The sequence below is a fragment of the Bradyrhizobium betae genome, from assembly GCF_008932115.1.
Classification (GTDB): domain Bacteria; phylum Pseudomonadota; class Alphaproteobacteria; order Rhizobiales; family Xanthobacteraceae; genus Bradyrhizobium; species Bradyrhizobium betae.
Genome location: NZ_CP044543.1, coordinates 1942786 through 1966395 on the forward strand (window position 1 = coordinate 1942786; position 23610 = coordinate 1966395).

Below are 23610 nucleotides of genomic sequence, written 5' to 3' on the forward strand. Positions count from 1 at the left end.
GGCCACAACGATAGCGCGCTTTCTGCGAGGGGTATTGGGTTGCGGCATCCGCTCGACATCGTCGCCATGTTCGCCGCGCTCTGGCTGCTGGCATCGATGGTGCTCGATGCGCTGACGCCGAAGGAGCTGACGGCGGTGATGATCGGCATCGCGATCGGGCCCGCCATCGTCATCACCGCCGTGTTCTATTACCTGCGCTGCCCGCGCACGGATTTCGCGGTGATTTTCGCAGCGCTCTGGCTGATCTCCGATATCGCCATCGCGTTCATCTCGCCGGCCCAGCTGCCGCATTTCCTGATCGCGCTCGGCTTCGTGCCGGCGCTGCTGATCGGCATCGTGCTGCACTGGCAGCGCTTCCAGCGCCGCCACGAACGGCTGACGGTGCCGTCGGTGAAGCGGGGTTAGCGCGACAGAAGATTGGTCTTGGCGAGATCGAGCACCTCGTCGCCACGGCCGTTCATCACGGCGCGCAACACCCACAGGCTGAAACCCTTGACCTGCTCGGCCGTGATGGTCGGCGGCATCGACAGCTCCTGCTTGGCGGTGACGACGTCGAGCAATGCGGGGCCGTCGTGGGCCAGCATCTCCTTCACGGCACCAGGCAATTCGCCGGGGTCCTCGACGCGCCTGGCGAAGATGCCCATCGCGCGCGCCATTGCCGCGAAATCGGGGTTTTCAAGGTCGACATTGGTGTCGACGAAGCCCGCCGCCTTCATCTCCAGCGCGACGAAGCCGAGCACGCCGTTGTTGAAGATCACGACCTTCACCGGCAGCTTCATCTGCGTCAGCGTGATCAGATCGCCCATCAGCATGGTGAAGCCGCCGTCGCCCGACAGCGAGATCACCTGACGGCGCGGCTGCGAGGCCTGCGCGCCGATCGCCTGCGGCATCGCATTGGCCATCGAGCCGTGCACGAAGGAACCGATCAGCCGGCGCCGGCCGTTCATGTCGAGATAGCGCGCGGCCCACACCGTCGGCGTGCCGACATCGGCGGTGAACACGGCATCCTCGGAGGCGTGGTCGCTGACGACCTTTGCCAGATATTGCGGATGGATCGGCTTTGATCCCGGCGTACCCCTGGCGAGCGAATCGAGGCCCTCGCGCGCCTTCTTGTAGTGCGCGATGGCGTCGTCGAGATGCTTGCGCTGCGTCTTGCTCTTCAGCAGCGGCAGCAGCGCCTCGATGGTGAGCCTGACGTCGCCGACGAGACCGAGGTCGATCCTGCACCGCCGTCCCAGATTTTCAGGGCGAATGTCGATCTGCGCGATCTTCGCATCATCAGGGAAGAACTGCTTGTAGGGAAAGTCGGTGCCGAGCATCACCAGCGCGTCGCAGGCGTGCATGGCCGCGTAGCCGGAGGAGAAGCCGATGAAGCCTGTCATGCCGACGTCGTAGGGGTTGTCGTACTCGACATGCTCCTTGCCGCCGAGCGCATGGACGATCGGGCTCTTCAGGCTTTCTGCGAGCTGCATCAGCGGCGCATGCGCGCCGGCGCAGCCGCGACCGCAGAACAGGGTGACGCGCTCGGCGCCGTTGAGGAGATCCGCCAGCGCCTTCAGCTCATCGGCCTGGGGCACGACCTTCGGCGCCGTCAGCGCAAGCCCGCGCGCGGTCGACAGCGCACGCTTCGGCGGGTCGCGGAAGGCGACATCGCCGGGCATGACAATGACCGCAACGCCGCGCAACCCCACGGCCGCGCGGATTGCGTTCTCAATAACGTACGGCAGCTGGCTCGGGTCCGAGACCATCTCGCAATAATGGCTGCATTCGCGAAACAGGTTCTGCGGATGGGTTTCCTGAAAGTAGCCGCCGCCGATCTCGGCCGAGGGGATCTGCGCCGCGATCGCCAGCACGGGAACGCGGCTGCGATGCGCATCGAACAGGCCGTTGATCAGATGCAGATTGCCGGGGCCGCAGGAACCCGCGCAGACCGCGAGGCTTCCGGTCATCTCGGCTTCGCCGGCGGCGGCGAATGCCGCGACCTCCTCGTGCCGGACATGGATCCATTCGATGCTGCCGCGGTGGCGCAGCGCCTCGGTGAACGCGTTCAGGCTGTCGCCGACGATGCCGTAGATGCGCTTGACGCCGGCCTGTTCGAGCGTTGCCACGAACAGATCGGCCACGTTGTTGATCGCCATGTCGGTCTCCTGATCCCGCGAGTCACGCAAGATAGGATAACGCGCGGCCGGGACCAGATCACGGCTTGTTTATTGCGGCTTCAGTCTTTCGCGATTGCCCGATCGTAGGCCGCGATCGTCACCCTGGCGCGCGCCGCGACATCGGCGGCCGACATGCCGGGCTTGTAGAGACTGGAGCCGAGCCCGAACGCGGTCACGCCGCCCTTGATGTACTCCGCGAAATTCTCGTCGGAGACGCCGCCGACGGCGGCGATCAGCACGCCTGACGGCAGCACGGCGCGAATCGCGGCAATGCCGGAGGCGCCGAGCACGCTGGCCGGAAAGAACTTCAGACCTGAGGCGCCGGAGCGCGCCGCGAGCAGCGCCTCGGTCGGCGAGAACACGCCCGGCAGCGTCACCATGGCGTATTGATGCGCTCGCGTCAGCACCTGCATATCCACATTCGGCGACACCATCAGCTTGCCGCCGACGTCGTTGAGGCGATCGACATCCGAGGTGGCCAGCACCGTGCCGGCGCCGATCAGCACGCCTGATGGCGCCAGCTTCACGGCGGTCGCGATCGAGCGGAACGGATCGGGCGAGTTGAGGGGAATCTCGATCGCGGTCATGCCGGCCTCGATCAGCACACCGACGATGGCCTCGGTCTCCTCTGGCTTGATGCCGCGCAGGATCGCGACCAGCGGTCGCTTCATCGGCGGAAAGGGAACGCTCATCTTCGAAGTCCTTCTATTTCGTCCAGATCGCGGCCGCCGCCATCGACAGGCCGCGGCGGACGGCTTGGTCGGCATCGACCGGATTGACGACCACCGACCACGCGTCGAAGGCGAGGCGATACAACGCCGCAAGTCGACCCGATGCAATCAGGGTGATGCCGGCTTTCGGCACCGGGCCGGAGAGTCCTGCCGCCAGCTCCACGCCGATCAACGTGCCTGACAGCGTTTCGCGCGCGGCGGCCGGCGTGCCGCCGAACAGCAGCTGGCGCGACCGCGCGCCGAACAGAAGATTTGCCGCGAAGGCCGGCGCTTCGTACGCGGCTTTCACCGCCGCCTTGAAGCTTGTGGCATCCTCGGCGTCATCGGCGCCTGCGACCGCGAGCGACAGGATGGTCTCGCGCGAGACCACGCTGAAGAGCTCGCCGGTCATGAAGGTGGAGAAATGTTCGACGGTGCCGTCCTTCACCCGCACCCATTTCGAATGCGTGCCGGGCATGCAGACCAGCGCTTCGCCGGCGGCATCGAGGCCGAGCGCGCCGAGCAATTGCGTCTCCTCGCCGCGCATCACGTCGGGCGCTTTGGCATCGCGCTGCGCGATGCCGGGCAGGATGCGGATGTCGCGCGCCTCGCCGGGCACGCGCGCGGCCTGCTTCAGGACGGCCGCGAGCGGCGCCGGCGTGTCGACATAGCCGGCCTCGATCCAGCCGGTCTTGGCACCGGCCATGCCGCAGATGAGAACCGGCAGCCCCGCCGGAGCCTCGACGGCCGCCAGGTGCGATTGCAGCACACCGGAAAAACCCGCCTTGGCCGCCGCCAGCATGCCCTCGTCGCTGCGGCGCTCGGCCAGCACCGCACCAGTACGGTCGACCAGCCAGAGGCGAAAACTGCTGGTGCCCCAGTCTACCGCGACATAGGCGGGTTCGGTCATCTCGACTCTTGTCCTCGTCTCACCGGCAAGACGCCGTCTCGCGACAATGAGACGGCGGCTCGCAAATCCGCCCCGGAATATCGGCAATTGCCGCCGCAAACCAGCGCTTTCTCGCAGGTCTGAGCCGCTCGCCGCGCTGGCACAGCGCTTGCTGAATTGCCTCCGCTCACGTCCGTGAACCGCGCAGCAAGACGCGTCAACATCAGATGAGGAAACCCATGGAGATCGGCTATTTCACGATGCCTTCGCATCCGCCGGAGTGCGGCCTGAAGGAAGGACACGACTGGGACCTGCAGGTCCTGCGCTGGCTCGACGAGCTCGGCTATCAGGAAGCCTGGATCGGCGAGCACCACACCGCGCCCTGGGAACCCAATCCCACGCCGGACCTGCTGATCGCGCAGGCACTGATGCAGACCAAGACCATCCGCATCGGACCGGGCGGGTTCCTGCTGCCCTATCATCACCCCGCCGAGCTCGCCAACCGCGTCGCCATGCTCGACCATCTCTCCGGAGGCCGGCTCAATTTCGGCGTCGCCGCATCCGGCCTGCCGAGCGACTGGGCGATGTTCAACGTCGACGGCATGAGCGGGCAGAACCGCGACATGACCCGCGAGGCTCTCGAGATCATCCTGAAGATGTGGAGCGATCCCGCGCCCTGGACTTACAAGGGCAAGTTCTGGACGGTGACCAAGCCGGACACAATGTTCGACTTCCTCAAGCCGCACATCAAGCCGCTGCAGACACCACATCCGCCGATCGGTGTCGCCGGCCTGTCGAAGAACTCGGACACGCTGAAGCTTGCGGGCGAGCGCGGCTTCATTCCGATGAGCCTCAACCTCAATCCGGCCTATGTCTCCAGCCATTGGGACTCGGTCGAGATCGGCGCCGCCAAGACCGGCCGCAAGCCGAACCGCGCGGATTGGCGCCTCGTGCGCGAGGTGTTCGTCGCCGACACCGACGAGGAGGCCTGGAAGCTCTCGACCGGCGACATGATGGGCCGGATGATGGGCGAGTACTTCCTGCCGCTGCTCGGCCATTTCGGCTTCAAGGACTATCTGAAGCACGCGCCCGACGTGCCCGATAGCGACGTCACCGTCGAATATTGCGCCAAGCGGAACTGGATCGTCGGCTCGCCGGCGACCGTCGCCGAGAAGATCGAGAAGATCTACGACGAGGTCGGCGGCTTCGGCGTGCTCTGCGTGTTCGGCTTCGACTACAAGCACAAGCCGGAAGCCTGGCACCACTCGCTCTCGCTGCTCAAGAACGAGGTGATGCCGCGCCTGAAGCATCTCGGCTCCGCGAAGAAGGCAGCTTGACCTGATACGGGTGCGGCGCGATCGTGCCGCACCCGCATTCATTTCGGAGATTTTTGGCGTGAGCGTGGATGCGAAGGATTTCAAGCAGGCGATGCGCCAATGCGCCGGCGCGGTCGCACTGGTCACGGTGGGCGCCGAGCACGGCAAGCGCACGGGACTCACGGTCACGTCGGCCTGCTCGCTGTCGGACAATCCGCCGTCGCTGATCGTCTGCGTCAACCGCAACGCCAGTGCCCATGCGCGCATCCGCGAGGAAAGGGCGTTTGCGATCAACTTCCTGCACGAGGATCACGCGGGGCTGGCGCTCACCTTCAGCGGCCAGAAGGGCGTCAACGGCGACGACCGTTTTGCGTTCGGGCAGTGGACCCGCGGCGTAACCGGCGCGCCGCTGCTGACGGATGCAGTCGCCGCGTTCGACTGCGTGCTGGCGCAGGAGTTCGAGACCAGGACGCATTCGATCTTCGTCGGCGAGGTGCGCGGCGTGTCGCATTTCGACGGGGCGTCGCCGCTCGTCTATCTGCGCAGCAGTTTCCACGTCCCTCACGAAATCCGCGGCACCGTGACCGTCGGCGATCTCGATTCGCGTCATCTGAGCTGGAGCGATTTTTCGTAAGGTGAGCGCTGTCTTCCCTTCTCCCCTTGTGGGAGAAGGTGGCGCGAAGCGCCGGATGAGGGGTATGTCTCCGCAGCCTCAGGCGAGAATTGGTCTCGTGGAGAGAGACCCCTCACCCGTCTCGCCGCTACGCGGCGAGCCACCCTCTCCCACAAGGGGAGAGGGGCAGAAAAGCGCCTACTGCGCCGTCTCGATCTTCATCGCTTTCATCTTGCGATACAGCGTCGCGCGGCTCAGCTTCAACGCGCGCGCCGCCTCGGTGACGCGGCCGCCATGCCTGCGCAAGGCCTCGATGATCGTCGCGCGCTCGGCCGCCGCGAGATCCGGCTCCGCCGTCCGCCCGCCAAACGGCGGCAGGTCGAGATCGGCATCGGTGATGACACCATCCTCCGCGGTGCAGCCCGCAAGCCTCAGCACGTGGCGGAGCTGGCGCATGTTGCCGGGGTAGGGATAGGCCGAGAGCAACACCCACGCCTCGTCCGACAGGCGGCAGTCCGGCGCCTCCTCGCGCGCGATCTGGCGAATGATGTCGTCGCGATCGGCGCGCTCGCGCAAGCTCGGCAATCGCACCTCCATGCCGCGCAGGCGGAAATAGAGGTCGGCGCGGAAAGCGCCCTCTTCGGCCATGCGGCCGAGATCGCGGTGGGTGGCGCTGATCAGGCGGATATCGACAGGCACGGGTTTCAGCGCACCGAGCGGCCAGACCTCGCGATTCTCCAGCACGCGCAAGAGGCGCGTCTGCAGCGCGATCGGCATGTCGCCGATCTCGTCCAGGAACAGCGTGCCGCCGTCGGCCTGCACGATCAGACCCTTCGAGCCGTCGCGCCGCGCGCCAGTGAAGGCGCCGGCCTCGTAGCCGAACAGCTCGGCATCGATCAGGCTCTCCGGCATCGCCGCGCAGTTCAGCGCGACGTAGTTGTTGCGCGCGCGGTTGCTGGCGGCGTGAATGGCCCGCGCGAACACGTCCTTGCCGACGCCGGTCTCGCCGTGTAGCAGCACCGGCAGATTGTGATCTCCGATGCTCCGCAGCCGCTTGACGCTCTTGATCAGGCCGGGGTCACGGCCGGCGAGCCGGTGCATCGCGTCGTAGCGATCGATCGGCGCGTCACGACGCGGCACAGGAGATCTCGTGCGCAGCGGCGGCGCGACATGTCCCCGCCCCAATGCGCGGCCATCGGCACGGCGCAGCTCGACAGTCTCGTCCGCGCCACGCGCGGCGTGATGGTCGAACTTGACATAGCGCGACAAATCGATGCCGGACGCGATCAAGCCGTCGGTGAGGCCCAGCAGCGCCCGCGCCGAGCGGCAGGCACCGACGATGCGGCGGTCGTCGTCATAGGCGAGCAGGCCGCTGCCGCCGTCGCCCGGAACGGTGGCGATCCAGGCGTTGCGGAAATGGCGGCGGAAGATCGCGCCTTCCATCCGCCGGGTCGCCTCCATGGTCACCGCGAGCGCAAGCTGGTGCGCGGTACGTTCGAGATCCTCGCGGCACGAGGTGATGTTGACGGCGCCCGCGAGGCGTCCGGCCTGGTCGAACAGCGGCGCCACGGCGCAGGAGAACATGTGCCACTGCGCGCGAAAATGCTCGTCGCGATGCACCAGGATCGGCTTCTGCTCGGCCAGCGCGGTGCCAAGCCCGTTGGTGCCTTCGAAAGCCTCGGCGAAGTTCGAGCCGGTATAGATCTTCCAGTCCATGAACAGTCGTGCGTCGGCCTCGCCCGGCAGACGGCTGAACAGCATGGTCGCGTTCGCATCAGCCAGATTGACGCAATAGCCGGCGTCGCGCAGCACGCGGGCGAGACCATCGAGCTCGGGCGTCACGAGCCTGATCGTCTCCTCCATGGGCTCGGCGACGTGGCGGATTTCCGCTTCGGTCAGCGTCTGCGGCGGGCCCTGGCGGGCCGGATCGAGCTTGTGGCTGATGACGCACCGCCGCCAGGAATTGGCGATGCGCGACGAGGCATCGACATCGGCCACATGATTGGCGACCGACAAGACACGGGCGACATGGTTCGAGGCCGAAAGGCTGGCCATCGCGGACGTCTCCACCCTGTATTATTGTGCAAAGTCTGGCACCACAGGCGGGGATGTCAATCGGGAACAGGCTTCGCTGTCATTCCGGGGCGGCTCGAAGAGCCGAACCCGGAATGACGTCTTCCACCAATTGCTGCACTGCGCTCACCACGTATCGATGCACGGCCGCTTCTTCTCCGTCCTCGGCGTCGGCTTCGGCACCGAGCGCAGGCCCGCCATGATCCAGCGACGTGTCTCGGAGGGGTCGATGACGTTGTCGATCTCGAACACCGAGGCGATCGAGACCGCCTTCCCGTTGGCGTAGAGCTCGGCGACCTTGTTGCGGTAGTAGGTCTCGCGCTCCTCGGGGTCGGCGATAGCCTCCATCTCCTTGCGGAAGCCGAGCCGGACATAACCCTCCAGGCCCATGCCACCGAACTCGCCGGTCGGCCAGGCCGCGGTGAAGAACGAGGCGTGAAAGCCGCCGCCGATCATCGACTGCGCGCCGAGACCATAGCCCTTGCGCAGCACGATGCCGAACAGCGGCACGGTGAGGCTCGCACCGGCGACGAACATGCGCGAGACGTGGCGCACGATCGCGGTCTTCTCGGCTTCGGGACCGACCATGAAGCCGGGCGTGTCGCACAGCGAGACGATGGGCAGGTCGAAGGCGTCGCAGAGCTGGAGGAAGCGCGCGGCCTTGTCGCCGGCGTCGGCATCGATGGCGCCGCCGAGATGGCGTGGGTTGTTGGCGATCAGGCCGAACGGCTTGCCCTCGATCCGGATCAGGGCGGTGACCATGCCGACGCCGAACTCCCGGCGCAACTCCAGCACGCTGTCCTTGTCCGCGACGAGGTCGATCACGCTGCGGATGTCGTAGACGCGCAGACGGTTCTCGGGGATGGCGCGGCGAAGCAGGCGCTGGTCGGCGGCCTGCCACTCCGTCACCGCGCCCTGGAAATAGGACAGGTATTTTTTCGCGACGGCCGTCGCCTCCTCCTCGTCCTCGACGAGGATGTCGATGACGCCGTTGGGGGACTGGAACGCAACCGGGCCGACCTCGGCCGGATGATAGACGCCGAGCCCGCCGCCCTCGATCATGGCGGGGCCGCCCATGCCGATCGAGGCATTTTTCGTGGCGATGATGACGTCGCAGCAGCCGAGCATCGCGGCGTTGCCGGCAAAGCAATAGCCGGAGACCACGCCGATCACAGGCACCAGGCCGGAGAGCCGTGCGAACTGCACGAAGGACGGGCCGTCGAGGCCGGTCATGCCGAGCCGGTCGGTGTCACCGGGCCGGCCGCCGCCGCCCTCGGCATAGAACACAAGCGGCACGCGCCAGTCTTCCGCCAGCGTCAGCATGCGGTCGATCTTCTTGTGGTTCATGTGGCCCTGCGTGCCCGCAAGCACGGTGTAGTCGTAGGCCACGACGACGCAGCGGCCGCCTTCAGCGCCAAACTTATCGGCATTCACCGTGGCAACGCCCATGACGAGACCGTCGGCCGGCGTGTTCTTGATGAGGTCGTCGACCTTGCGCCGGCGGCGCTGCGCCGCGATGGCGAGGCTGCCATATTCCATGAACGAGCCGTCGTCGACGAGCTGGGCGACATTCTCGCGCGCGGTGCGCTGGTTGGTGTTGCGGCGACGCTCGACCGAAGCGGGACGGTTGGCATCGAGCGTATTGGCCTGGCGCGCGATCAGCTCGGCCAGATCGGGACGGATGTGGTCGAGATCGATCTCGGCCTCCGCCGCCGACGCGTCGGCGGCGACGTCGAGCGGCTCCAGATACAGGATCGGCTCGCCATGCATCAAGGTGACGCCGTCGCCGGCGACGAGCTTCATGACGCGGCCGCCCTGCTCGGCCGTGACCAGATGCTCCATCTTCATGGACTCGATCACGGCGAGCTGCTGGCCGGGGCGCACGATCTCGCCCTCCTTGACCTGGATGGTGACGATGGTCCCTTGCAGGGGCGCCGCGACCATCAGTGCGCCTTCAGGCACCGCCTGCGCGACGTGAGTCTCCGTGCCGTGAGCGCCGCTGCGCTCGGTCGCCGCAAAGTACAGCGGCTTGGCCGCGCCATCGGCCGCCTCGACGAGCTTTGCGATGTTGCGATCGATGAAGTCGGTCGCGATGCGGTTGGTCCTGAAATCGGGATGCGCGAGGACCGCCTGGAGGAAAGCGACGTTGGTGACGACGCCGTCGATCCGGAATTCACGCAATGCGCGCGACGCCTTTGCGACCACGTCATGCCAGGCCTCGCCCGGTGTATGCACGATGACTTTTGCGAGCAGCGAGTCGAACGCGGCGCTGGTCTTGTAGCCGGCGTAACCAAAGCTATCGACGCGGACGCCGGGCCCTGACGGCGGCTCGAACACCGCGAGCACGCCACCGGTCGGATGCGTCGCGCCCGTTGCGTCCAGCGTCTCCATGTTGATACGGAGCTGCATGGCATAGCCGCGCGGTTTCGGAATCGAACCCTGCGCCAGGCCGAGCGAGGCCAGCGTCGCGCCTGCGGCGACCGCGAGCTGGGCACGGACGAGGTCGAGGCCAAGCACCTCTTCCGTCACGGTATGCTCGACCTGGAGCCGCGGATTGGCCTCGATGAAGGCAAAGCTATCCTCGGCCGTGCCGTCGACCAGGAACTCGAAGGTGCCGAGATTGTCGTAGGACGCCGCCGCCGCAAGCTGCTTCGCCGCCTCGATGATGCGGCCGCGCAAGGGCTCGCTCAGCGACGGGCTCGGCGCCACCTCGATCAGCTTCTGGTGCCGGCGCTGGATGGTGCATTCACGCTCCCACAGATGGGAGATCGCGCCATGGCGGTCGCCGATGATCTGCACCTCGATGTGGCGCGCCTGCCGGATCAGCCGCTCGGCATAGACGCCGTCGAAGCCGAATGCCGCCTTGGCCTCGGACTGGCAGCGCGCATAGGCTTCGGCGAGATCGCCTGCGTTCTCCACCACGCGCATGCCGCGGCCGCCGCCGCCGGCCATCGCCTTGATCACGATCGCGGCGCCCTTGCCGAGGGATTCGAAGAATGCGGTGATCTCCTCGAGGCTCGACGGGCCGCTGGTGCCGGCGATGATCGGCACGCCGCAGCGCCTTGCCAATTGCCGCGCCGCGACCTTGTCGCCGAACAGCTCGAGCGCCGTCACCTTTGGTCCGACGAAGGCGATGCGCGCCTCCGCGCAGGCCTGGGCGAATGCCGCGTTCTCGCTCAGGAAGCCGTAGCCGGGATGCACGGCATCGCAGCCGGCACTTCCGGCCGCCTTCACCACGGCCTCGATGTCGAGATAGGCCCGCGCACCGCGGCCGGGAATCTCGATCGCCTCGTCGGCAACACGAACATGCAGCGACAGCGAGTCGTCCGCGGGATGAATGGCAACCGTCGCGATGCCTGCATCGGCCGCCGCGCGTGCGATGCGGATGGCGATCTCGCCCCGGTTGGCGATCAGGAGTTTCTTGAACGACATGCAGCGATCTCCATGCCCGCAGCCGAGCGCAGGGGCGGCAGGTTCGATGATCCTGCATCTTCGCTTTGGCTGCTGCCGTCAAGGGAGGGAACAGGACCGCGATGACCGCTCCCGTCGGCCGGAATATCAGTCGGCCTCGCGCGCCCCGATGAGGCGAATAATCCGCGCCACGGCAGACGGGATCGGTGCGATGACGGGGACAGTGAACATCGGCTGCAGCTCCCGCGCGGCCTCGCCGAGCGGCCCACCGCCGATGATGACGGCCTCGGCACCGTCCTGCACGATGCAGGCCTCGACCGCGCCGGCGAGGGCTTCGCGCAGCAGCGCCCGATCGCGCATCAGCTCTTGTGCATCGCCGTCGGCAAAGCGGGTGCCTGTGTAACGCGATTGCAATCCCAGCGCTTCCGGCAAAGCGTCGATCTTCGCGCCCAGTAGCGGCGTCGTGGTCGCGACGCCGAAGCGGCGGCCACCTTCGGCTGCTTCAAGCATGGATGACTCGCCGATGCCGACTGCGGGCAGGCTCAATGCCGCCCTGATCCCGGCGAGACCGGGATCGCCGAACGCGGCAACGACGAAGCCGTCGCACCCGGCGCTGCGCGCCCGCGCGATTTCCTCGACCTCAGGCGCGGCCGCATCCAGCGCCTCCGCCGACACGATCATCGTCGGCGCGCGCGTTGCCGTTGCGCCAACGACGTCGAAGCCGCCGACGGCCGCTGACGCAGCGATCGCGACCATCATCGCGGTCGTCGCCTCGTTGCTGTTCGGATTGATCAGGAGGATGCGGCGGCCGGCCATGCTATCCGCCCGCCCGCGCGCGCGCGCCGATCTCCTGGAAGATTGCGGTGAGCTCGTCGACCTCGTCCTCGCCCTCCCTCGGCCTGATCCGCTGCTCCATCTCCTCGATGTGATGACGCATGGCATGGACCGCACCGGCCCTGTCGCGCGCGAGGATCAGCGCGCCGATGTCGGGGTGCGCGTCCGGAGAGCAATCCGGCTCGCCAGGCTGCTCGAATGTCGCGATCGCCAGCGACGTCCGCAACATCAGTTCGCGCGACATGTCCAGCAGCACCTGGTTGCCGGCGAGCTTGGCGACCAGGATGTGGAATTCCGCCGTGAGCGACAGCGAGGCCCAGCGGTCGTTGCGGTCGTGACGCGCTTCGAGCTCCATATGCGCCTTCAGCGCGGCCTTGCCTGATTTGTCCAGCCGGTCGATCGCCGCGGCGACGGCTGCGGTCTCGATAAGGCGTCGCGCCGCGAAAATGTCCCGGGCTTCGTCCCAACTCGGCCTGTACACGAACGCTCCGCGGTTCGGGATCTGCATCACGACCTTGCGCGACGCCAGATGTGCCAGCGCCTGGCGGATGTGGATCCGCGTGGTGCCGAACGCCGCCGTGAGCTTGTCCTCGCCGAGCTTGGTGCCGGGCTTGAGACGCTTCTGGCTGATCGCGGTCAGGATGCCCTGAACCACGGGATCGTCGTCGATGCTGCGCGGATCGACGGCATCGGACTCCCTGTGTTTCGGCTCCGGTCGCTTCGGCTTGCGCTTGAGGGGGCTGGTTCGCTTCATCCGCCGCTTTTACAGGATTCTGGAATGTTGCCGCAGCCCATTTTTTGCACAAACCACCCACGATAATGTTTACAATATAGTCATCGTATTGGCGCCAATATTTGATTCCAACGCGCTGGACGACGACCTGCCCTATTGGAGCCAGACGCCAAAGGGATCGATGCTGATCCTGCCCTACGGCTTCGACACCAACGACATGAAGTTCTTCCATCCCAACGGTTTCGTGCAGCCGGAGGATTTTTCAGGCTATGTCAGCGCGGCGCTCGCGACGCTGGTCGAGGAGGCCGAGCGCGGCCGCTCCTCGATGCTGTCGATCGGCTTTCACCTGCGCATCTGCGGCCGGCCTGCGCGCTTCCGCGCCGTGAAGGCCATTCTCGCCGAGCTCAAGCGGCTCGACCGCCGCGTCTGGGTCGCGACACGCGCCGATATCGCGGCGCGTTTTCGCGAGGCCGTCGACGATGGGCTGCGCTAGGCTGCGCGGACCGTGGTCATGAACGCGCTCACCTTCTGCTTCAGGCTCGCGCTGTCGGCCGCCAGCGACCGGGCCGCCGTCAGAACCTGCGACGAGGCCACACCCGTCTCGGACGCTCCGCGCTGCACGTCGGCGACGCCCGTCGAGACCTGCTGCGTGCCGTGCGCGGCCTGCTGAACGTTGCGCGAAATCTCCTGCGTCGCCATGCCCTGTTCCTCGACCGCCGCGGCGATCGCGGACGAGATGTCCGAAAGGCTTCCGATCGTATCGCCGATCTCCTTGATCGCGGCGACGGATTCGCCGGTCGCCGTCTGCATGCCGCCGACCTGCTCGCTGATCTCCCCGGTCGCCTTCGCGGTCTGCTCGGCGAGGGCCTTCACTTCCGATGCGACGACGGCAAAGCCGCGTCCGGCTTCACCCGCGCGCGCGGCCTCGATCGTGGCGTTGAGCGCCAGCAGGTTGGTCTGCTCCGCGATTCCGTTGATGAGCGCGACGATATCGCCGATGCTGCTCGCCGCCTGCGCCAGCTCGCTGACCCGTGCGTTGGTCTTGTGGGCCTGCGCAACGGCCTCCCCGGCCATGCGCGCAGAGGTCTGAACCTGCCGGCTGATCTCGGTGATGGAGGAACTGAGCTGCTCCGTTGCCGCGGCCACGGACTGGACGTTGGTCGACGCCTCGCCGGATGCCGCCGTCACCGTCTTGGCGAGATCCTGCGACCTGTCGGCGCTCGACGTCAGGGTATCGGCGGAGGTCTCGAGATTGCTGGCCGCCCGTGACACCGTCTCGATGATCGCCCCGACCGCGTGCTCGAAATCGTCGGCGAGCCGGTTCATGTCCTGACTGCGCTGCGCGGCCGCATCGGCCCGCAACTTCTCCTGCTCTCCGCGCAGCTTCTCGCTCTCGGCCATGCGGTCGCGGAAATACTTCGTCGCGCGGGCCATCTGCCCGACTTCGTCGGCGCGCTCCGCTTCCGGCAGATCGATCGACAAATTGCCGTCGGCCAGCGCCTGCATCGCGGCTCCCACGCTGCGGATGCTTCTGCTGACGGCGAAGCCGACCAGCCCGACGAGACCGATCGCCGGAAGCGCGAGCAGCGCGATGATCCCGACGATCTTCCAGACCATCGCCATGAAGTCGGTCCAGATGTCGTCGACGAAGACACCGGTGCCGATGAAGATCTTCCACGGCGCGAAGCCCTTGACGTAGGACAGCTTCACCGCCGTCTTCGGATCGTCCTGCCGCAGCGGCCAGTCGTAGGCGTAGGTGCCCTCGTTCTTCCTGGTCACGATATCGAGCAGCGCCGGAATGACGGGCACGCCTTTGGCGTCCTTGATGCCGGACACGTCCTTGCCCATCAGCTTCGGACTCGGATGGGCGAAGCCGATCTGGTCGTTGCTATGCGCGAACAGATATTCGTCGCCGGAATAGCGGATCTTGAGTAGCGCGTCCTTGAAGCGCGCCTGGGCTTCATCGCGGGTCATCTGCCCCGCCACCGCGGCGGCCTCGAATTTCTCCGCGAGGCTGTAGCCGACATCGACCATCACCTTCAGGACGTTGACCCGGTCCTGATACATGCGCTGATACATCGACCACAACGCAGCGCCGGTCACGCAGCAGATCGCAACCGCCATCGCCAGCACGGCACTCAGAAGCTTGGTACGGATCGAGATCTGGTTCAGCACGGTCGGTGTCTCCAATGGCACGTCACGCAAAGTCGGACGCGACCTCGCACAATCAAATGGTTTGAGGCGATCCCGGCCGTCGCCTGAATGTTCCCTGGTATGACTGATTTGGGCTTAAGGTGCCGTAAACCGAACGAGACCGAAGTTCCCTTCGCGATGGTTCAAGCAACCGATCTCACAAATCCCCGCAAAATTACGGGGAGCGATCGATCGTTTGGCGTCCATCCCACTCTCGCAACACAAGCCGATGGCGATCACAGCCGGCACCGAAGCGCGCCGGATGGTCTCCATCTCTCACGACCAGATCAACGTCGCGTTGGTGTGAGCGGACTTTAGAATTCGTCGATAGTCACGCCGCTGCCAAATCTAGAAGACCTCGATATCGGCCCTCGCAGCGTTGACTTGCACCAGCCTCTGGCGGAACGATCGGCGCAGATATTTTGCGCCGGCCGGGGGCGTGAGCGCAGCCAGCGACAAGAGGCTCCATGCATCAATCGACAGACGCCAGCCCCCTCGAACTCCCCGCACTGAGCGCCGCGGAGCGATTGTTCATCTGGGGATTTCGGGCGAAGGCCCGCAGCGGAGGCGCCGTTCCGACCGCGGCCGACATCAAGGAGGTGTATGACTATTTTCGCGTGGGCGATGCCGTGCCCTCGCTGGACTCCATCATCGAGATCTTTGCCTGCACGGCGCACACGGCGATCGAGGTTCATTGCCCGACCTGTCCGAAGATGTCCGACAGCGAGCACGGAATTCTGCACGCCATCGCCGCGGCACAGCAGGACCGCATCGACGTTGCGCGCGAGCAATTCGAGAACTGGCTGCCGCCTGTCGGCGCCGACTGGGCGCTGGCACCGGTGCGGGGTGTTGCGACGATCTTCCGCATGGCCGGCCTCGTCCTGCCCGACCGGCAGGTTCGGTCTCTCGACCATGGCCGGACGATGGCGATGAAGAGCTGGCTGGTCGGAAGCCCCACCTTGCACTGACGAGATCCTCCATGACGCAGGATGCGTGCGGCTTTGTGCCCGTCGCGGACGACGGCAAGGCGCGGCTCTGTCCGCTCCAGGCCGCGCTTGCAGCGCGTCCCTGCGTCGAGAACTATGATGATTTCTGCCGCGTTGCGCTGTCGCTGTTCCGCTTCATTGGCGCCGCCTATGCGACCGGCGCCTCCGATTGCTGGGAAGCGGCCTATCGCTTCGCCGACGAAGCGCCCGGCATTGCCGACAGCCCGCTACTGGTCGCGCGGGCGGCTGCGCTGGTGAGAATCTTGCGCAGCGGCCGGCCATGCGATCTCTGCTTCATGCCGCCGTCCTGCCGGCGCCTGTCGAAGGACGAGGCGGAATTGATGCGGCTGCTGGCGGTCGCCCGCGGCAAGCAGCCGGGTGAACTCGAATCTGTCGTCTGCCAATTCGTCGGCAACGAGAACGAGATTGCGACGACGCGGGCGGTCAACGCGCTCGCGGTCTGCTAGCCGCCCTTCTTGCCGAGCACGAGGTCGATGGTGTGCGCGGCGATCTTGCGCAGCTGTGGCTCGTCGCCATAGGCACGTTCGAGCACCCCGAGGCCGCGCGTCACCGTGATGATGTGCAGCGCTGCGGCTGCGGGGTTGCCGCTGAATTCGCCGCGCTCGGCGCCGGCCGACAACGTATCCTGAACCAGAGCGGTGATGCGCGAGATCAGCTTCGCGAAGGCCCGACGCGCCTCCTCGTCCAGCCCCTCGCCTTCGACCGCACCGAGCTCCATCAGACCGCGCGTGGTCGGACATCCCCGGGATGGCGTGCCGGAGCGGAAATTGGTGATGGTCAGGTCGAAGAACGTGGTGAGACGTTTTCGCAAGCTGCCGGCACCGAGCGCCTTTTGCAGGGCGAGGAGATAATCGTCCGCGTAGCGTTCATAGGCCTGGAGGAACAGCGCCTCTTTGCTGCCGAAGGCATTGTAGAGACTGCCGCGCTGCACGCCGGCGTCGCGCGCGATGTCCGACAGCGAGCTGCCGCGCACGCCCTTGCGCCAGAACTGGTCGAACGCGATGCGCAGGACGTCGTCGTGGTCGAATTCGCGCGGTCTCACAGATCTATTCCCGGCTTGAAAGAGTGTGGCTCGAAGTATTTGACACGACGTCAAGAACATGCTTCTAGACATCGTGTCAAAAACTAATGGGATTGATAGCCCGTTTCGTCAATGGGCTGAACCGCCGGCGCGGGCGATTTGCCTTGTCCGGTCGGACAGCATGCAAAGGGTCTCGCGATGCCTCTCCTTCACATCTCGATGCGCGCCGGGAAGCCGGAAGCCTACCGGCAGGCGATCCTCGACGGCCTCTATCGCGCCATGCGCGAGGCGCTGAACGTGCCTGACGGCGACGAGTTCATGACCATCAGCGAGCTTTCGCCCGCAAACTTCCGCTGCGGCAATGCCTATGGCGTCAAGCGCAGCGACGACGCCGTGCTGATCCAGATCACCGTGTTCGCGACGCGCACTGCACAGCAGAAGAAGGCGCTGTACCGCCGGATCGCGGACCTGCTCGGCGAGAACCCGGGCATCCGCCCCGAGGACGTGTTCGTCAACGTGCTCGACGCCCCCGCGGAGAACTGGTCCGTCGGCCACGGCATCGCGCAATTCGCGTGAGGCGGCTCGGGCTGTCGAGTCAGCCCGCAACGCACGCCGCCATGATCCCGTCGAGCTCGGCCTTCGACATCACGCCGAGTTCGGCGATGAAAACGATCCTCGCGCGCGGCACGCCAGGGGCGGGCGCATCGCCGGGCGCGAGCGTGGCGCGGCCGCCGGCGAATTGAAACACCATCAGGCGTCCGGGCTGCTCGACGGTCTCGAACAGGCCCTTTGCGCGCGCAAGCTTTGGCGCAAGCCGGCCGATGGCCTGCTGCAGGCGCGGCAGCGACAGCGGCTGGTCCGAGGTCCAGCTCAGCGTCTCGAAGCGCTCCTCTGCCGGGCGTTTCGGCCCCGGCTCCCGCGACGCCGGCGCGCGATCGACGGCCGCAGGGAACAGCAGCGCGGACGGGATCTCGCCGTTTTGCGCATCGACCACCACGGCAGGCACGCGCAGGGCGCGGATGGCCTCGCGGATCCGGACGCCCGCGCCCTCCTCCGCCAGATCCAGCTTGCTCAGCGCCACGATGTCGGCGACGCGCAATTGCGACCGCATCAGCGCGTCATCGAGGGCCGCCGGCGGCGTGCCGGCGTCCATCACGCAGACCACGGTTTCCAGCGGCGCCTCGCGCAGGATCACCGGGTCCATCAGATTGCGGACGATGTCGGCGGGATCGGCGACGCCGCTGGTCTCGATGACGATATATTCCGGCTTCGGATCGCGCCGCAGCAGCGTCGAGAGCGTACGGAGCAGATCGCCTTCGAGGGAGCAGCAGATGCAGCCATTGGCAAGGCTCACCACGCCGTCGCTGGCGCCCGCGATCAGCTCCGCATCGATGTTGATCGCACCGAAATCGTTGACGATTGCGGCGATGCGGCGGCCGTCCGCATGCGCCAGCAGATGGTTCACGACCGTGGTCTTGCCGGCCCCCAGAAAGCCCGTCACCAGGAGAATGGGGACCGGCATGTCTCAAGCCTCGACGACGGGACGGCGCACCGGCTTGCCGGGCCGTGCCGCGACATCGAGGATGCCGTCGCTGATCAGCGGCTGGCCGCTGACCACCAGATGCCGCACGCCCGCCGACGGACGGTTCATCGCCGTGAAGGTCGCGCAGTCGCTGAGCTTCTCGTAGTCGAACACGACGATGTCGGCATCGGCGTCCTTGGCAAGCCTGCCCTTGGCGCGCATCGCCGGCGTGCTCTGCGACAGGATCTCCGCCGGGATCAGCGCGCATTTGCGCACGCCTTCCAGCAGCGACACGGTCTTGCGCTCGCGCACCCATTCGCGGATGAACTTCGTGAAGCAGCCGGCCGAGCGCGGGTGTGAAGTGGCGTCATCCGGCAGCGGCCAGGCATCGCCGGTGTAGGTCTTGCCGTCCGACGTGGTCCACGGCATCGCGTCGGAGGCAATGGCGCCGCCAGGATACAGCACCGACATGTCGAGGAGATCGCGGTGATGCGCGTTGTTCTCGGTGTCGAGGATATGCCAGAGCACCAGCGAGGACGGCTCCTCGGCCTGCGCCTTCAGCAGCTCCTCGCGGTCGTGGAAGCGGTAGCCGTCGGTCACGCGCTGCACCGAATCATAGCCGGTGCCGTTGCGCTCGACGAATTCTGGATCGCTGAAGAACGCGGCGGCCAGCACGGTCGAGCCGGTGCCGTAAGGGTAGGCCTCGACCGTGATGGGCAGGCCTTGCGCCTGAGCCTTCGCGATCAGCTCGCGGCAACGCTCGATGTCGGTCTTGCTCGACGAATTGAAATGGCAGATGTGCATGTGCGCGCCGGTGGCGCCGGCATAGCCGATCAGGCGGATATAGGCTTCGGCCGCGCTCTCGGGGTCGACGCGCGACATGTAGGCGACATGGGTGAAGGTCGGCACGTCCTGCTTTGCGGCGAGCTGGCAGACCGCGGTCAATTCCTGCACGCCGGCGCCCGGGGCGTAGGCGTTCAGGATGCCGATGCCGATGCCGCCCTCGTTCAGGCCGCGCGAAAGACGCTCGAGAATGCCGGCGACCTCCGCATCGCTCGCCACGTTGTCGATCCAGCGCCGGTCGCGCATGGCGTTGCCGAACGCCTCCAGCGAGCTCTCCGCATTGGAGCCCGTCATCGCGCCGATGCGCGCAAAGGCCCAGTTGGTGGCGGCCCCATAGTTCAGCACGCGGCCTTTCCTGGCCTGGCGCTCATACCACGACCCGACCGGCAGCACGCCGGCCTCGAGATCGAGCGTCGTCGTCACGCCGTCGAACGCCTGCATGCGGTCGGCCGGGATCGACTGGCCGTGGGCATGCAGATCGATGAAACCGGGGGCGACCACGAGGCCGGTCGCGTCGATCACCCGCTCGGCGCCGCCGAGGCCCGTGCCGACGGCAGCGATCTTGCCGTCCACTACCGCCACATCGCCAACGGCGTCCATCCCGCTCGCGGGATCCACCACCCGGCCGCCGCTGATCACCAAACCGCTCATATCGTCACTCCGAAAAGCTATTGCCAAAACCTCCAAAGGCCCGGCAGCAGCTTTGGAAGCGGAGACCGGCCGCATCGCGCACCGTCCCGGCGCGCATAGAGCAGATTTTCCGGCAGACGACCACCACCGCCGATGCCGATGCTGCATGCTTACGCGTGAGATCGATGCTCGCCGAGGTGTTCGGGTTGGACGGCAACAACCAGCGGCATTAATTCGCCCGCCGATCGGATTCGAGGCGAAGGCCACCGATCGCGCGTTGCGCGAATGGTGCGCGCTGGATGAGATCGAAATCGTCGGCTGATTCTCACTTGACCTGTGGCGGAGCCGGCCCGCCGCCAGGGCCTGGCGCCTTCACCCCCTGCATGACCCGCTGTTGCGGCTCCAACTTGACTCTCTCATCAAGAAATTCATACCGGCGGCCATATAGCAGCGAATTGGTGCGGCCGTTTCCTCGCGGATAGAACGCATCCGTCGAGTTGAGACAGGTGACTTCGGGTGGATCGAGCCGGAGCCGCTTGAAGTCGTCCTCGCGGCTTCTCGCATCGACGACGCAGAGCGCATAGGCCGCGCGCCACAGCGCATTCAGCTCGTAGCCGCCTTTGACGTCCTTCAGCAGGTCAGCGACCTTCTGCTTTTGCGTCACTCTCGCTCTCGGGAAGGCCATGCTGATCTTGACCTTGTGCATGTCCAGGCGCGATCCGGTGAAGTTCGTGCTGGCGTTCACCAGCCGGAATTCCTTCGGCACCGGCGCGAGCGTCACGGCACCGCCGACCCTTCCATCGAACGTCGTGGTGAAGGTGAGCTCGTCGGTGAACGTGTCGAGGGCGCCATCCTGGACCGCTATTTTCAGGAACGACGTCACCGCGCGCGCCAATCCGATCGAACCGGTGATCGGATAAAGAGCGCGTTCGGGCTGAGGCTCGAACGGCGGACTACGATTCGGAGTGTTGGGAAAGTATTCGACGGAGCGGTTGATGTCGTTGCAGAACTCATACCTTTTCTTCGTCAGAAGGTCCCTGAACGAGTCCTGGTTCTTGAATGTACGTTTGGCCTGCCTGGTCGCGTTGGCGTTGCCGCCGGCTCCGACGTCGACCGTGCCGGCCGGGTTGAGCACGGGCAAGCGGAAGCCGACGCTGGCATCGGCATGGTTGGTTTCCGTGATGTCGAAGGTCCAGTCATAGGCAATCGCAATATCCAGATATTGCTCCCAATCGCCTTTATTTTCCGGTTTGGTCTTCGGGAACAGGGTATACATCCGTTCCAGATTACCCTTGTCGCCGATGGTGTTCGGGTCAAATCCCGTCACCGGCGGATCCTCGTCCGCGAACCAGACCTCGACCTGATGGACGAGGCCGAGCCTGAGCTCGCAGCGCGCGGCCGCCACGATCGCTTCGGTCGGGATCGGGGACACGTCATCGACCAGCGGATGGATCGAGCAGCCAGCCAATGCTGCCACTGCGAGAAACGCGCAGATGCCTCTTGCGCCGCCTGATGGCCTGAAGCCGCGCGCAGCCACACGTTTCAATGGCCACACATCGAAATTGCGACCACGCCCCAATTGACGGATCGACTCGACGATACCCGTACGCATGACGCCCCCCACTCATCACTTGAAAAACAGCACGTTGATAAAATGATCAGCCCCGACGCGTGCGCCGGAGCGATGGCCGAACCGGACCGCTTCAAATCGTTGCCGGGCTAGGGATGCGCAAGCCTGCATCGTGGATCGTAGGGCCACTGTCGATCGAGCCCCACGGCACACCATTCGAGCCTGTAGCCTGGATCAGTCGCAATGATCGCGTAGTAGATCGGGTGGATCACGGGTTCAGCACCACGCCACATCCTGATCCGCCACTCGCAGAAACGCCGCGGTATGAGCTGCTGCGGCCAGGACTCCCAATCGGCTGGGCGTATGTCGACGCTTTCGAAGCCCGCAGAGGCCCAATGTCTACCGCGGAATTCAGCGGCGATCTGACCGAGCACTGCGGGATCATTGCAGCTTGGCCCCGGATACCAGGCCGGCACCCGATTGCCCTTCGCGACCGCATCGGTGGGCCATGCGATCAGCGCGCACAACGCGCTCGTGACCACGAAGCCCAGTGCCGCGGCGCGTACCGCACGCATCCAGCCTCGGGCATCGAGCGGCAGAGCGAGGATCGGAGGGAAAGCTGTCGAAAGAACGGGTCCGATCCGCGGAGAAGCCGTCGACACGGCTGCCGCAGATCTCAAATGGCGCGGCGTTGTCGCCTGATGCCGACGCGTAGCCCCCATGTCCGCCCCCGCAGAACAACAACATCAGGTTGCAACGCACGGCGACGGGTTGTCAAGGATTCCTTCGCGAGCCGCCTGGCACGCCAAAATCTCCGGACCCGAAGGCCCGGAGATCGCAGGGCGGACAAGCCGTTCGCTCAGTTCTGCCGGTGGATGGTGATGTTGATGTGGCCGCCGCCGCCGAGACTGCCCAGGGCTTCGATGCCTTTGCCCCATTGTTCGCCGACCCACTTCGCAGCCGAATGAACTTCATGCTTGATCCAGCCCCAGACGCCGCCTCCGGCAATGGCGTCGAGCTCTTCGATGGACAGTTCGCGGTTCTCAAAACCGACGTCGTCAGGATTTGTCATTGGCGTCTCCAGTTGGTGATGCGGGCCATCCCGCAAGCACGGGCAGGATGCGCGCACACGCCCGGCGAGAGCTGTGACGATGATCACCCGTGGCGGGCTATCACGATAATTTCGCGTCGTCCTTCACGGTATTGCAAAATGCGCTACAAATTCTATATTGGCTGCTGTGGAGGTTCATCATGCCCCGTGCCGTTGAGCGCAAGGAGCATCCGCTTTCGATGCGGCTGCCGGAAACCGACATTGCCATCATCGACCGGGCGGCGGCGCTGCGCGGTCGCTCACGCACGGACTTCGTTCGTGATGCGGCCGTACGCGCGGCCGAGGACGTGCTGATGGAGACGGCCCCCATTCGCATGAGCCCGGCTGGCTTCAAAGCGTTCATGGCGACGATGTCCGGACCGGCTGCCCCGGTGCCGGAAATGGTTGAACTCTTCCAGCGCCCAGCGCCCTGGGAGAGCACTCGCACGGGCAAAAGGCGCTGAGGCTTGGCAATCTCCGGCCCCGAACCATTGACGCCGGTTCACGATCTCGACGAGTTCTCCTGCGGCAAGCCATCACTCGACCGATGGCTGAAGACGCGGGCGCTGTCCAACCAGGAAAAGGGTTTTACGGCGGTGATGGTCGTTCACGAGGCGACGCGGGTGGTCGGCTATTATGGCCTCGCGCCGACGGCAATCGTGCCATCGTCCCTGCCACGGTCCATACGGACCGGTCAGCCGCCCGACCCTGTACCCTGCCTGCTGCTGGGACAGCTCGCGACTGATGAAAATTGGATCGGCAAGGGAATTGGCACCGGCCTGCTCAAGCACGCGCTCCAGCGCTGCGTCGCGGCCGCAGGCCTGATCGGAGGGCGCGCGCTGATCGTCAACGCGGTCGACGCCGAAGCTGCTGCGTTCTGGAAGCGACGTGGCTTCCTTGCTTCGAAAGATGATCCGCTGGTTCTCTTCAGGCCGATTGCCGACATTGCGGCATCGCTGCGGTAGAGCGTGTTCTCGGAAAGCGCGCGTTTGGTGG

The 23610-nt window shown here is 65.9% G+C and carries 23 protein-coding genes; 9 read left to right on the forward strand and 14 right to left on the reverse strand.

What is annotated here, in order from left to right; translation table 11 throughout:
- Positions 1-39: 39 nt before the first annotated feature.
- Positions 40-405, forward strand: a complete 366-nt coding sequence (locus tag F8237_RS09225) for a hypothetical protein (protein ID WP_162005959.1) — start codon at positions 40-42, stop codon at positions 403-405.
- Here F8237_RS09225 and poxB read toward each other — a convergent pair.
- From poxB to F8237_RS09240, 3 genes are all read right to left on the reverse strand, one after another.
- Positions 402-2138 (reverse strand): ubiquinone-dependent pyruvate dehydrogenase, encoded by a 1737-nt coding sequence (gene poxB / locus F8237_RS09230; protein WP_151643926.1) that lies wholly within the window; start codon positions 2136-2138, stop codon positions 402-404. The two genes, F8237_RS09225 and poxB, sit on opposite strands and share 4 nt — an antisense overlap.
- Before the next feature lie 80 nt (positions 2139-2218).
- Positions 2219-2851 (reverse strand): 2-dehydro-3-deoxy-6-phosphogalactonate aldolase, encoded by a 633-nt coding sequence (locus tag F8237_RS09235; protein ID WP_151643928.1) that lies wholly within the window; start codon positions 2849-2851, stop codon positions 2219-2221.
- A gap of 13 nt (positions 2852-2864) precedes the next feature.
- Positions 2865-3779: a 2-dehydro-3-deoxygalactonokinase gene (locus tag F8237_RS09240; protein ID WP_151643930.1), complete on the reverse strand. Its 915-nt coding sequence runs from the start codon at positions 3777-3779 to the stop codon at positions 2865-2867.
- A 218-nt stretch (positions 3780-3997) separates the two neighbouring features.
- On the opposite strand from F8237_RS09240, the gene F8237_RS09245 reads away from it, so the two are divergent.
- Positions 3998-5095: an LLM class flavin-dependent oxidoreductase gene (locus F8237_RS09245; protein WP_151650504.1), complete on the forward strand. Its 1098-nt coding sequence runs from the start codon at positions 3998-4000 to the stop codon at positions 5093-5095.
- A gap of 58 nt (positions 5096-5153) precedes the next feature.
- Entirely contained in the window at positions 5154-5708 is a 555-nt protein-coding gene (locus tag F8237_RS09250; protein WP_151643932.1) for a flavin reductase family protein, read from the forward strand.
- 177 nt (positions 5709-5885) lie between these two features.
- Here the strand turns inward: F8237_RS09250 and F8237_RS09255 are convergent, their stop codons facing one another.
- The 4 genes from F8237_RS09255 to F8237_RS09270 form a co-directional block, all read right to left on the reverse strand.
- On the reverse strand, positions 5886-7742 hold the full coding sequence (locus F8237_RS09255; RefSeq protein WP_162005960.1) for a sigma-54-dependent Fis family transcriptional regulator: 1857 nt from the start codon (positions 7740-7742) through the stop codon (positions 5886-5888).
- 144 nt (positions 7743-7886) lie between these two features.
- On the reverse strand, positions 7887-11192 hold the full coding sequence (locus tag F8237_RS09260; RefSeq protein ID WP_151643935.1) for an acetyl-CoA carboxylase family protein: 3306 nt from the start codon (positions 11190-11192) through the stop codon (positions 7887-7889).
- A 126-nt stretch (positions 11193-11318) separates the two neighbouring features.
- On the reverse strand, positions 11319-11987 hold the full coding sequence (locus F8237_RS09265) for an aspartate/glutamate racemase family protein (protein WP_151643937.1): 669 nt from the start codon (positions 11985-11987) through the stop codon (positions 11319-11321).
- Position 11988: 1 nt separating this feature from the next.
- Positions 11989-12759 carry a GntR family transcriptional regulator gene (locus F8237_RS09270; protein ID WP_151643939.1) on the reverse strand — a complete coding sequence of 257 codons (771 nt, stop codon included), beginning with the start codon at positions 12757-12759 and terminating at the stop codon, positions 11989-11991.
- An 88-nt stretch (positions 12760-12847) separates the two neighbouring features.
- On the opposite strand from F8237_RS09270, the gene F8237_RS09275 reads away from it, so the two are divergent.
- Positions 12848-13231: a polysaccharide deacetylase family protein gene (locus F8237_RS09275; RefSeq protein WP_244626103.1), complete on the forward strand. Its 384-nt coding sequence runs from the start codon at positions 12848-12850 to the stop codon at positions 13229-13231.
- Here F8237_RS09275 and F8237_RS09280 read toward each other — a convergent pair.
- Positions 13228-14913: a methyl-accepting chemotaxis protein gene (locus F8237_RS09280; RefSeq protein ID WP_151643941.1), complete on the reverse strand. Its 1686-nt coding sequence runs from the start codon at positions 14911-14913 to the stop codon at positions 13228-13230. The genes F8237_RS09275 and F8237_RS09280 overlap by 4 nt on opposite strands.
- A gap of 485 nt (positions 14914-15398) precedes the next feature.
- On the opposite strand from F8237_RS09280, the gene F8237_RS09285 reads away from it, so the two are divergent.
- Both F8237_RS09285 and F8237_RS09290 read left to right on the forward strand, forming a co-directional pair.
- The gene (locus F8237_RS09285; protein ID WP_151643943.1) at positions 15399-15899 is read left to right on the forward strand and encodes a hypothetical protein; all 501 of its coding nucleotides are present in this window, start codon (positions 15399-15401) and stop codon (positions 15897-15899) included.
- 11 nt (positions 15900-15910) lie between these two features.
- Positions 15911-16384, forward strand: coding sequence for a hypothetical protein (locus tag F8237_RS09290; protein ID WP_151643945.1), 474 nt, complete (start codon positions 15911-15913; stop codon positions 16382-16384).
- Here the strand turns inward: F8237_RS09290 and F8237_RS09295 are convergent.
- Positions 16381-16980 carry a TetR/AcrR family transcriptional regulator gene (locus tag F8237_RS09295; protein WP_151643947.1) on the reverse strand — a complete coding sequence of 200 codons (600 nt, stop codon included), beginning with the start codon at positions 16978-16980 and terminating at the stop codon, positions 16381-16383. The genes F8237_RS09290 and F8237_RS09295 overlap by 4 nt on opposite strands.
- A gap of 177 nt (positions 16981-17157) precedes the next feature.
- Here F8237_RS09295 and F8237_RS09300 point away from each other — a divergent pair, with 177 nt between their 5' ends.
- Positions 17158-17535 carry a tautomerase family protein gene (locus tag F8237_RS09300; RefSeq protein ID WP_151643949.1) on the forward strand — a complete coding sequence of 126 codons (378 nt, stop codon included), beginning with the start codon at positions 17158-17160 and terminating at the stop codon, positions 17533-17535.
- Between the two features lie 19 nt (positions 17536-17554).
- Here the strand turns inward: F8237_RS09300 and F8237_RS09305 are convergent, their stop codons facing one another.
- From F8237_RS09305 to F8237_RS09325, 5 genes are all read right to left on the reverse strand, one after another.
- Complete coding sequence (locus F8237_RS09305) at positions 17555-18481, reverse strand: CobW family GTP-binding protein (protein ID WP_151643951.1); 927 nt, start codon at positions 18479-18481, stop codon at positions 17555-17557.
- Positions 18482-18484: 3 nt separating this feature from the next.
- A complete protein-coding gene (locus F8237_RS09310; protein ID WP_244626104.1) occupies positions 18485-19975 on the reverse strand; it encodes an amidohydrolase family protein in 1491 nt (496 codons plus the stop codon).
- Positions 19976-20279: 304 nt separating this feature from the next.
- Positions 20280-21431: a hypothetical protein gene (locus F8237_RS09315; RefSeq protein ID WP_151643953.1), complete on the reverse strand. Its 1152-nt coding sequence runs from the start codon at positions 21429-21431 to the stop codon at positions 20280-20282.
- Between the two features lie 242 nt (positions 21432-21673).
- Positions 21674-22099, reverse strand: a complete 426-nt coding sequence (locus F8237_RS09320) for a hypothetical protein (RefSeq protein WP_151643955.1) — start codon at positions 22097-22099, stop codon at positions 21674-21676.
- Between the two features lie 284 nt (positions 22100-22383).
- A complete protein-coding gene (locus F8237_RS09325) occupies positions 22384-22596 on the reverse strand; it encodes a hypothetical protein (protein ID WP_151643957.1) in 213 nt (70 codons plus the stop codon).
- Positions 22597-22685: 89 nt separating this feature from the next.
- On the opposite strand from F8237_RS09325, the gene F8237_RS09330 reads away from it, so the two are divergent.
- Together F8237_RS09330 and F8237_RS09335 are read left to right on the forward strand one after the other, a co-directional pair.
- Positions 22686-23078 carry a type II toxin-antitoxin system TacA family antitoxin gene (locus tag F8237_RS09330; protein WP_445432971.1) on the forward strand — a complete coding sequence of 131 codons (393 nt, stop codon included), beginning with the start codon at positions 22686-22688 and terminating at the stop codon, positions 23076-23078.
- Between the two features lie 3 nt (positions 23079-23081).
- Positions 23082-23579, forward strand: a complete 498-nt coding sequence (locus F8237_RS09335; RefSeq protein ID WP_151643959.1) for a GNAT family N-acetyltransferase — start codon at positions 23082-23084, stop codon at positions 23577-23579.
- The last annotated feature ends 31 nt before the right edge of the window (positions 23580-23610 follow it).